This window comes from Pedobacter sp. ok626 (assembly GCF_900100435.1).
Lineage (GTDB): Bacteria > Bacteroidota > Bacteroidia > Sphingobacteriales > Sphingobacteriaceae > Pedobacter.
The window spans coordinates 297,247-308,742 of sequence record NZ_FNEX01000003.1; the positions used below are offsets into that span (position 1 = coordinate 297,247).

8 protein-coding genes are annotated in these 11,496 nt (G+C 36.1%); 6 read left to right on the plus strand and 2 right to left on the minus strand.

From position 1 onward, the window contains the following. The first annotated feature begins 2 nt into the window (after positions 1-2). From BLS35_RS05585 to BLS35_RS05595, 3 genes are read left to right on the plus strand one after another with little or no spacing between them, the layout of a single operon-like run. On the plus strand, positions 3-5,225 hold the full coding sequence (locus tag BLS35_RS05585) for a non-ribosomal peptide synthetase (protein ID WP_090778639.1): 5,223 nt from the start codon (positions 3-5) through the stop codon (positions 5,223-5,225). A 10-nt stretch (positions 5,226-5,235) separates the two neighbouring features. Continuing rightward, positions 5,236-5,952, plus strand: coding sequence for a 4'-phosphopantetheinyl transferase family protein (locus tag BLS35_RS05590; protein ID WP_090778642.1), 717 nt, complete (start codon positions 5,236-5,238; stop codon positions 5,950-5,952). 9 nt (positions 5,953-5,961) lie between these two features. After that, positions 5,962-6,816, plus strand: coding sequence for a cupin-like domain-containing protein (locus BLS35_RS05595; RefSeq protein ID WP_090778644.1), 855 nt, complete (start codon positions 5,962-5,964; stop codon positions 6,814-6,816). A 1-nt stretch (position 6,817) separates the two neighbouring features. Here BLS35_RS05595 and BLS35_RS05600 read toward each other — a convergent pair whose 3' ends face one another. Next, on the minus strand, positions 6,818-7,984 hold the full coding sequence (locus tag BLS35_RS05600; RefSeq protein WP_090778646.1) for a glycosyltransferase family 2 protein: 1,167 nt from the start codon (positions 7,982-7,984) through the stop codon (positions 6,818-6,820). Between the two features lie 3 nt (positions 7,985-7,987). Then, the gene (locus BLS35_RS05605) at positions 7,988-8,899 is read right to left on the minus strand and encodes a glycosyltransferase family 2 protein (RefSeq protein ID WP_090778648.1); all 912 of its coding nucleotides are present in this window, start codon (positions 8,897-8,899) and stop codon (positions 7,988-7,990) included. A 259-nt stretch (positions 8,900-9,158) separates the two neighbouring features. Here BLS35_RS05605 and BLS35_RS05610 point away from each other — a divergent pair, with 259 nt between their 5' ends. The 3 genes from BLS35_RS05610 to BLS35_RS05620 are packed head-to-tail and all read left to right on the plus strand — an operon-like array spanning position 9,159 to position 11,492. Continuing rightward, entirely contained in the window at positions 9,159-10,058 is a 900-nt protein-coding gene (locus BLS35_RS05610; protein WP_090778650.1) for a beta-1,6-N-acetylglucosaminyltransferase, read from the plus strand. Further along, entirely contained in the window at positions 10,046-10,447 is a 402-nt protein-coding gene (locus BLS35_RS05615; protein WP_090778651.1) for a sugar 3,4-ketoisomerase, read from the plus strand. The genes BLS35_RS05610 and BLS35_RS05615 overlap by 13 nt, the downstream gene beginning before the upstream one ends. Next, a complete protein-coding gene (locus BLS35_RS05620) occupies positions 10,395-11,492 on the plus strand; it encodes a DegT/DnrJ/EryC1/StrS family aminotransferase (RefSeq protein WP_090778653.1) in 1,098 nt (365 codons plus the stop codon). The genes BLS35_RS05615 and BLS35_RS05620 overlap by 53 nt, the downstream gene beginning before the upstream one ends. The last annotated feature ends 4 nt before the right edge of the window (positions 11,493-11,496 follow it).

The window sequence follows — 11,496 nt, forward strand, 5'->3', positions numbered from 1 at the left end:
TCATGTCTAATTATACTTTGACTCCTATAAACTTTAACCCCTTTGAAGAGGAAAAAGAAATAGATAAAATCGTTTTTACTAATGAGCCACAAAAGGAAATATGGCTATCCTGCATTATTGGTGGCGATGCATCAAATCTAGCTTACAATGAATCAGTTTCTATTGATTTTAATGGGATGTTTTACCCTGAACATTTTTTAGAAGCTATTAAAAAGGTCGTTCAAAGACATGAAGCCTTACGTGCTACGATTAGTGCGAATGGAGAAACGCTTATCATATATAAGAATATACCCTTTGAAATATCGGTTGAAGATATTTCAACTCAGGTAGATCAAAAATCAATTCTTGATACTTTTATTGCTGATCAAATGCAATATGTATTTGATTTGCAGGAAGGTCCCCTATTCAAATCTTACCTGCATAAATTAAATGAAACACATTATTTCTTCACCATTGTTAAGCACCATATCATTGGTGATGGCTGGTCTACAGGTGTAATTCTTGAAGACCTAAGTAAGCTGTATAACGCAAAAGTCCGTGATGAAAACTTATCATTACCTCCAGCTCCTCAAATCAGCAAATATGCTAAGGAAATGGCTGCTTTTAAATTTAGCCCCGCCTATCAGTTAACTCAGGATTACTGGTTGAATATGTATAAGAATGAGGTACCCATATTGGATTTACCTACTGATTTTCCGAGACCAGCTTTACGTACATACAATGCGCACCGCATAGATTCTAATTTACCCTTAGCCCTAATTTCTCAACTGAAAGAAATGGGCGCAAGGGCCGGATGTAGTCTGGTAAATACATTACTTAGTGCATTTGAAGTATTTCTTTATCTTCAAACTAATCAAGACGATATCGTAGTTGGGCTTCCGGCAGCCGGGCAATCGGCAACTGGCGACTTTGGACTTGTTGGCCATTGCGTAAATCTCCTTCCACTTAGAAGTATAATTGATACAAACAGTACATTTAAGACCTATCTAAAAAATAGAAAATCTGCTTTTTTTGACGCTTACGAACATCAACAATTCACTTATGGACAACTCGTTAAGCAGTTAAATCTAAAACGAGATCATTCCAGAATTCCTTTAGTACCTGTTGTATTTAATATTGACATGGGAATGGATAACCTGGTCGACTTTGATCATTTAAATTATCAGCTAATTTCCAATCCCAGAGCTTACGAAACATTTGAAATATTTTTGAATGCTACCGGTTCGAAAACAGCATTTACATTTGAATGGTCGTATAATACACAGCTATTTAAGCCGGAAACTATTGCTCGCATGGCAAGGGAATTTGAACTGCTGTTACAAATGATTGTTAAAGATCCAGATGTCATAATTAAAGAAATCGCTTTAGGCAATACGGGGATATGGAAAGAACAATTGGCAATATGGAATAACACCTATTCAGATTATCCAAAAGATGAGCCGTTTATGAGTCTCATAGATAAATATGAGCTTGAATCACCGCAAAAAACTGCAGTGGTTTATAAAAATGAGTCATTAAATTATATCGATCTCATCGAACAGTCTAATCAATTGGCAAATTATTTAATAGACAAAGGAATAAAAGTTGGCGATATCATTGCCTTGGCATCAGACCGGTCTATAGATATGCTAATCTGTTTGCTAGGAATTCTAAAGTCGGGAGCTGTGTATGTACCGCTTGATCCAGAATACCCTCAGGATAGGATTGAATTTATGCTTTCAGATTCAAATGCCAAGTTTTTAATGGTTTCAAGAGCATATGCAGGAAAATTCAAATCTATAGCGTCTGAACTTGTCATTGAAGACCTGCATAATGAGGTAAAACATTGTCCAAAAAAACTTCGGACGGTACAGGTCACAGGAGAAGATCTTGCCTATATCTTATATACATCCGGCTCAACAGGAAAACCAAAAGGAGTCCAAATCAAACACCACAATCTGATGAATTTTCTCATCAGTATGCAGTCTGAACCTGGAATTACCCAAGATGATCGATTGCTTGCAATTACAACCATATCATTTGACATTGCTGGACTAGAATTGTATTTACCACTAATTTCGGGGGCAGAACTATTCATTTGTGATACTGAAACAGCGAGAGATGGAAGGTTATTGCTAGATTTAATCAAGTCGGAAAATATCACATTTATGCAGGCTACCCCGTCTACCTGGAGAATGATGATTGATTCTGGTTGGACTAAAAGTCCATTATTGAAAGTATTATGTGGTGGTGAAGCATTACCGAAAGAATTGGCCGAAATTCTCGTAGACAAATCAGCAGAACTGTGGAATATGTATGGCCCTACTGAAACTACTATTTGGTCGACCATAAAAAAAATTCAAAAAGAAAACCTGGTATTAACAATCGGTCATCCAATACAAAACACACAAATTTATATCCTCAACGAAGAGAATAATTTATTGGCTCCTGGAATTACCGGTGAAATATTCATCGGCGGAGAAGGGGTTGCTGCAGGATATTTAAACCGTATAGAACTTACAAAGGAGCGTTTTATCACTGATACTTTTGGCCATAACCCGGATGGAAAGTTATATAAAACAGGGGATTTAGGTAAGTTTCTTGAAAATGGGGAAATTCTTTACCAGGGAAGAATAGATCAGCAGATTAAAATACGTGGACATAGAATTGAATTAGGGGAAATAGAGACACTATTAGCTGAACAGAAAGAAATAAAGCAAGCGGTAGTCATTGCGAAAGAGGATAATCTTGATCATAAGCGCCTTGTTGCTTATGTTATTTTGGTTAACCATGAATCTACAAATAATACCCCTTCATGGAAAGACCGTTGGGATACCATATATGATATGGCTGCTAAATCTGCTGAAAACTCTGCCCCTTCTGATAAAAAAATTGATGGTATACTACTTGAGCAATGGGAAAATAGTGAAGATCTTGTTAAACAAGCCGCAGAATGGCTTCAGGTATCGGCAGATAGAATTAAAGCACTAAATGCAAAACATATCCTGGAAATAGGTAGTGGTGGTGGGCAATTACTATTTGAACTAGCCCCTAATTGTGAATCCTATATGGCAACCGACTATGCGGAGACTGCGATTGAGGAACTTAAGCAGAAACTTGCCGCAGCACCAGAGAAATGGAAACATGTCGCAGCAAACGCAAATGCGGCTGATGATTTTAGTAAGCTTATAGGTGCTTCTTTTGACCTCATATTAATCCATAGCGTGGCACAGTATTTTCCTGATACTGCTTATTTTTTAAAGGTTATTGAAGAGTCTGTTAAACGCTTAAGTGCTGGTGGATGCCTATTTATTGGTGATATGCAGGGAAAAAACTCTTTAACCATGTATCATGCGATGGATCATTTGTCTCATGCGAAAAATGAGACGACTTTATCTGAATTTAAGGAGGTGGTAAATAATCGGGTGAGAATTGAAGATGAATTTGTTGCCGATCCTGGATTTTTTTACCTGTTACCAAAACTATTACCTAACATTACAGGTGTTGATGTACAATTGAGGAAAGGTCAATCTCAAAATGAAACAACGAAGTACCATTATGATGTTTGGATCTATGTAAATTCTGAGCACACTACGACTAAACCAGACCACAGGCTACTTTGGGAAGAATTGAAGTCGATAGATTTATTAGAACAGCAGTTACAAACTCATCAAGGGCAAATCATAGAAGTAAGGGATATTTTCAACGAGAGAACAATAAAGGACTATGCTTTAGTTAATTGGATGTCATCTGCGGATGACCATTCAACACTTTTAGAAATTAAAAAGGAACTTCAAGAACCGGGTAAGACTGGGGTTAATCCCGACTTATTTTGGAGACTAGGCCAGCAATATGGCTATCATAGCCATGTGAGGTGGAGTACTGATGGTACTGATGGAAATTTTGACATAGTATTTATACCAGATAATTTACCAATGGCTTTACCTGAGCCTCCATCATTAGAGCTGTTAAGGGAGCTTAAGCCAAGTGATTTTGCCAGAACACCGCTTTCTACTAATGAAGTTTTTCTTTCAAAATCCATGACCGAGCACATAAAGGATTCTTTAAGAAAAAATCTTCCTGATTATATGATACCAGGAGATTTTGTTGCGCTCAAAGCATTCCCATTAACACCAAACCATAAGATTGATAAGAATGCTTTACCCCAACCTCAGTCCAGATTGACGCAATATGATCAGGTAGATGAAAAACTAAATGAGCACGAAAAGATTATACTTGATATTTGGGCGTCAACCCTTGGCTTAGAAAATATTCATATCAAAGATGATTTTTTTGAGTTAGGGGGCCACTCTTTACTCGCGGTAAAAGTAATGGCTGCAATAGAGAAGGAAACAGGCAAGCGCCTTCCTCTAGCTACTTTATTTGAAAATTCAACCATTGAATCACTTGCAAAAAAAATACAAACAAACGCTTCTGAAAAATGGCAAGCTTTAGTTCCAATCAGAACTAAGGGTACAAAAGATCCTATTTTTTTAATTCATGGAGGGGGATTAAATGTTCTTCTCTTTAAAACTATAGGTGAATATCTTGATGAGGATCAACCGGTATACGGAATCCAGGCATTGGGACTAAACCATGAAATGGAAATTCCAAATGATCTTACCGAAATTGCAGCCCATTATGTCTCAGAGATCTTGAAAGTTAATCCTAATGGGCCATACCTTATTGCGGGTTATTCATTAGGAGGTTTTATTGCTTTTGAAATCGCGAAGCAATTAAGTGAGATGGGAAAAATAATTAAGCTATTAGGAGTAATGGATACTTATGCAGGAAATCAGGTGCATGAGGACTCTACTTATAATAGAATTTTAAGAAAAGTAAAACGTCAATTCTTTAAAATTCCTGTTCTTATTAAGTCGTTTATTGAATTTCCCAAGGAATCCTTTTCCTATCAACAAAAACTCATTAAATTTAAAATAAGAAAAATTTTTATCCCCGACGCAACTATAGAAGAAAGTATTTTTACAGATTATGAGAAGGCGATCTATAAGCAATATGATCGGGCACACAATAACTATAAATTGACTCCTTTTGATGTTAAAATCACACTATTCAGAGCAAAAAAGAGATTGTACTACTTAGATGATATGGTTTATTTAGGATGGAGTGAATATGCTAAAAAAGGTATAGATATTTATGAAGTTCCTGGTGATCATAAAACATTTTTATTGCCTCCTATGGATAAGGAATTTGCAATGATCTTACAAAAGGCCCTCAATAGCTAAAGATAATTTAATGATTAATCCATTATTACATAATGAAATTGAATGGAAGCTTTTTAATGATGAATTAAATTTAATGGCCGATAAGACTCATGTGTTCAAAGCCTCATTATCCTCCTTTAGTCATCTAATACAGGAGGATAGCAAGTCGGTGTTAAGTATTCAAGAGCTTAAAAAATCAAAGCGTTTCATCAAAAAACTAGATGGTGAACGATATGCTATAGGAAAATACTTATTACGCATCATCTTATCGTATTTCACGGGCATCTCCCCCGCTTCATTGAAATTCAATACAATTGCCAATAAGAAACCTGCTATTGAAGGAATCGAATTTAATGTAAGTCATAGTGGTAATCTTATTGTTATAGCTATCGGACCTCAAATGATTGGAGCCGATGTAGAATTTATTAACAAAAATTTTGATTATGAATTAATATTACCAAATTGTTTTAATCAAAATGAGCAAACTTTTATCCATAATTATGACAATAGGCTACTTAATTTTTATACGTTATGGACCAGAAAGGAGGCTATATTAAAGGCTTCTGGTGAAGGATTAGCTGATGATCTTTGTGACTTAGATTCTCTTTCTAATTACACAAAAAGAAAAAATAGTGTATTCGATATCAGTAGCCATATAATTGATAATGAATATATAATGAGTTTGGCGATGAATGACAATAGCAATGTCAATTATTGGCATTTTAAAGAATTTGCAGAAACAACTTAACCTATAAAAATGGTAGCGATAGAAAAAAGAAGTGATATTTCTTACAAAGAATTTATTGAAAAATATCAAAGTAAAGGTGTCCCTGTAATTCTTGAAAATGCCACAAAAGTGTGGAAGGATAACCTGATGTTCACACCAGCTTTTTTTAAAGAAAAGTTCGGAGATCGTAGTGCCTCATTTTCAAATAAAAAATACACAATTAGTGAATTATTAGATTTAACTGCTGCAAGTACCAAAGAGCAACCTGCACCATATCCTATTAAGTTCAATATACTATCACAATTACCAGAGTTATTGGAACATATGAGTCCGCTGCACCTTAATATGATTAAACCCAATTGGCTGACAAGCAAGATTCTAAAAAATAAGCTTGGCAATGCAATGGATTTACATATTGGAGGTATTGGAAATAGTTATGAAATGCACAAAGATGCTTATGATGTGCATGCCTGGCTAATTCAACTGTATGGAGAAAAAGAGGTGATTGTATTCCCAAGGGATCAGGAGCCTTTGCTGTATCCTAAAAAAGGTGGTTTATTAGAATCTCGATCGCCAATAAATATTATGAACCCAGATTACGAAAAATACCCTAGATTTAGGGAAGCAACCCCCATCCGCGCCATACTAAAGGCCGGAGAAGTTATGTATATTCCTAGTGGAATATGGCATACAACAATTGCACATGGCCAAAATATTTCGACCATTGTAGATCAGGTTAACAATTCAAATTATAAAGCATGGAGAAGAGATGTCTATGTATATAAAAAATATCATAACAAATATAGAGCTATAGTGGATTATCTTGCTGCAACTGCAATTGGTAATGCTTGTCGAGTAGGTCAGCTCTTCGGAATGAAGTTCTAATCTATTTCCGTTTTGATTTTTCCCAAGCCGCACTTTGTTGCTTTCTAAAATACCTGGTTATCCCAGCCATTACTGCATAATTCATCACACAGAAATAGTAAGGAATAAAAAAGGCTTTGATACGTATATTTTTGCTTTCAAAAAATAAGCCTGCAAGGCTAAGTAAATAAAAGAGGACTTGTCCGATAAAGATTAACTGATAGAATATAGAACCGCCATTTAATACGATAAATAAATTTAATATAAAAACCAATATAAGTAAAATGGGTGTAATGGTCCACCTTAAAACACGGTGACTGATATACTGAAAAGTAAGAACCGGATAGTAGAAAGGGTTAGCTGCTTTTTTTAGCCTTAAAATAGATTGAATGCCACCTGCTGCGATCCTTATCTTTCTTTTTAACTCTTCTTTGGTATTAGCTGATGCTGTTTCCATTGCATAAGCATTAGGTTCATAAGCAATCACATATCCCTTTTCTGCGATTCGCATAGCAATCATATGGTCGTCTATAATTGTGTCGGATTCAACGGGTTGATAAAGTGCTGTCCGTATACTGAACAACTCTCCTGCCGCACCTACATTCGAATACAATTCATAATCCAGCTTTTTAAGAAAGGACTCATACTTCCAGTAAAATCCTTCTCCTGCCGAACTTGCATCTGCCATTTCGGCTACGAAAATTCTTTTTTCTCCTGCCACCGCCCCAACCTTTGGATTTTGATAATGCTTTACCAATTCCATAATTGCATCCTTATTTAAAAAGGTATTAGCATCCGTAAAAACAGTGATGTTACCATTTATAAAAGGAATAGCTCTCTTAATTGCTGCCATTTTTCCGCTACGCCCTTCCTGATGTAATAAGGTAATATCGGTAAAACTCCTTATCCTTTCAGCGGTCTGATCTGTAGAGCCATCTGTAATAAAAATGATCTGGAGCTTATTCTGAGGATAGTTTAGCGCCAATGTGTTGTTCACCTTTTCAATGATCAAATCTTCTTCATTATAAGCTGCTATCAGTATCGTAACCGAAGGAAGTTCAACAGCAGCCTCATATTTAAAAGGTTTGACAAAAAAACGTTTAAGTTTTACTAGTAAAAACAATATAAAACCGTAACCGATAAAGGTATAAATTACTAAAAACAAGCAAATCCAAAAAGTTATAATCATTTATTATATTTTAAAGCCTAGTTTATCACTATTTTTCGAATTCGTAAAATTCCAAATTATTCCTTTAAAAACCCATTTCACCAAATCTGAACGGCCCTTTATAAAATATGCCAGAATTTGCTTAGTGCAAGCAAATAGTATATAATAGATACTAAAGAAAAAAGTGTTTATTATATTGGTATTCCTTCGAATGAAGAGCATTCTATTTCTTGTCATGAAATAGGTTTTTATACTGCTTTCTTTTCCCACACTTATAGATTCTTTATGGTATATTCTTGTTTTCCCAGTAAACCAGATTAGTTTACCTGCCTTTTTAAATTTTTCACACCAATCGAGTTCTTCGTAGTATAAAAAGAAATGCTCGGCCATAAGACCAACGGATTCAAGATCTTTTTTACGGCACATCATTGCTGCACCATGACAATAGCCAGTTTCCCTGCTATCCAAGTTGTATTGCCCTTTGTCCTTTTCCATATTACCAATGCCCTTGTTTCTGCAAGTAAGGTAATTCATGGGTGTAAAACCCGCATATTGTATTGTTTCTGGCTGATCAAAATATAAGATTAGCGGTGAAAGTATGCCTATTTCAGGATGAAGCTTAAATTCCTCTTTCATCACTTCAACCATATTTTCAACAATCTCTGTATCATTGTTTAGAAACAAAAGGTAATCGCCCTTGGCTGCTTTGACACCCAGATTATTTCCGCCAGCAAAGCCAAGGTTGACCTCTGATCTGATATAAATCAGCTCTGGATAAACCGATTTAAAGGATAATCCATGATCTTCTCTGCTCCCGTTATCTACCAATATGACTTCAACATCTTCATCCACGGTATTTGCTTTCAAAGATCGGAGGAAGTCCATTGTTACCTGGGGTTGATTAAAATTTACAGAGATTATTGATGTGCTACTCATTCCTATAAAAGTAATTCTTTTACCCAAAATGAACTAATTTTTTAATTCCTGAATGACATTTTAAATATTAATCTGATCAGATATGAGTTGCTGTGACAGCACTAATTAGATTACAAAGATGTTATATAACTAATTTATTACCTATAAAAAAATCAACTTCGTCATTCTTAATGATTAAATTTTCTATTTTTGGTAGGTAGAGATAATCAAAAATTTTATTCTTCGTATTTACTAACTGGCTTTCATTTGTATTGCCATAATGATAACGCTTTATTACACCGGATTTATGCGAGTTGCCCATCTAATTTTAACCTATACCAATCCTCATCAGACAGAAAGGATGATAAGAAATATGGCGCATGATCATTTTGATTTCTACATTCATGTTGACAAAAAATTTGACATTAACCCCCACTTATTCTTAAAAGATCTGCCAAACGTTTATTTCATTAATGACAGAACAGATGTCAAATGGGCGGGGTACAATACGGTTAAAGCAACTTTCAGATGCATTAAAGAAATCGTGGCAACAGGTATCCAATACGATTTCATTAATTTTTTAAGCGGACAGGACTATCCTTTAACATCTCCGGCACGTCTCATGGATTTCTTTGAAAAAAATAAAGGAAAGGAATTTATGAGTTACAGGGACATTAAAAATGACTGGAAAGAAGGACTGATCAGAATGGAAAGATATTTTCTGGCTAACCATACCTTTAAAGGAAGGCATACCCTGGAAAGACTGATCAACGTCTTGATGCCAAAACGGACCGTGCCCTACAATATGCACCCTTATGGCAAATCCATGTTCTGGATGCTGAGTCCTGAAATAGCACTGTATGTAGTCGATAAAGTTGAATCGGATCGGAAACTCACAAACTTTTTCTACTATTGTTGGGCGAGCGATGAGTTTGTGTTTCAAACCATTTTAATGAACTCCCCGTACAGAGATAGGATCATCAACAATAACTACCGATATATTGACTGGTCGCTTGGCGGTGCAAGCCCCAAATTATTAGACGAGCATGATTTTGAACAGATCAAGGCATCTGACATGCTATTCGCCAGAAAATTAAACATCGAAAAGAGTGCAAAACTTTTTGACCTCATTGATACCGAACTTTTAATGCTCTTTAGTATAATCACATGGCACATATAATCAATCTCAGAACTTTTAAAGATACGAGAGGAATTTTAACCGTTTTAGACAGCGTTGTTGATTTTGAGATCAAACGTTTATTTTACATTTACGCTGTGGATGATTCTGACAGAGGAGGACACCGCCACCATGATACGCACCAGGCAGCCATCTGCATTCAAGGTAGTTGCAGCATCACGAACGATGACAATAAACAAATCGAAACTTTTGTCTTGGATAGTCCCGAAAAGTGCTTAATATTAAATCCTGAAGACTGGCATGTCATGCATGATTTCAGCAGAGATGCCATTCTGCTTGTACTTGCCTCAACAGAATTCGACCCCAGCGACTACATATATGAACCCTATCATCCCCTACGAGAATTTAAAAACACTCAACAAGCGTTTTGAAAATTCATTAAAAGATAAATTCTCAGATTTCCTGGAAAAAGGCTGGTATGTACTTGGAGAAGAAGTATCATCCTTTGAGCAGGAATTTGGAAATTTTCACAATGAAAAATATGTCGTCGGCGTTGCAAATGGATTAGATGCGCTGATTTTATCCTTAAAATGTTTAGATTTTAACCGGGGTGATGAGGTTATTGTCCCCTCTAATACTTATATCGCCAGTATTCTCGCGATATTACATTGCAACTTAGTGCCCGTATTGGTTGAACCCAATCTGGAAACGTATAACATTGATCCGGATCAGATCGCTGCAGCAATAACAAAAAAAACAGTCGCCATAATGGTTGTCCATCTGTATGGACAGTGTTGTGAAATGGATCCAGTCATTTCCATTGCCAACCAATACAACCTAAAAATAGTTGAAGACTGTGCACAAGCTCATGGTGCCAGATACAAAAACAGACTCGCAGGCACTTTCGGTGATTTCGGTGCCTTCAGTTTTTATCCTACTAAAAATCTGGGTGCTTTAGGTGACGCTGGTGCCGTAATATGTAAATCTAAAGCAGATTATGATAAAATCAGGCAGTTAAGAAATTACGGCTCAGAAAAAAAATACCACAACAGTATCGTTGGGTACAACTCCAGGCTTGATGAAATCCAAGCCGCCTTCCTGAGAATTAAGTTACCCTATCTGGAGGCAATCAACAACCATAAAAACAGACTCGCAGAGATTTATCTAAAAGGTTTGAAGAGCGATTTTATTATGCCGGTTGTTAAGGAAGGTTTCGACAATGTTTATCATATATTTAACATCAGGCATCCGGAGAGAGACCAGATCAGAAGTTATCTGATGGACCACAACATAGGGACTGAGATCCATTACCCGGTTGCACCGCATCAGCAGAAAGCAATGCGGCAAATGCAGCATTTAAATTTCCCGGTTTCAACAGAAATCCACCGGACAACACTAAGCCTGCCTTGCTCTTATGCCCATACCCCCGAAGATATACTCAGGGTAGTTGATGTATTGAATCAGTTTAGTAAATAAAAGC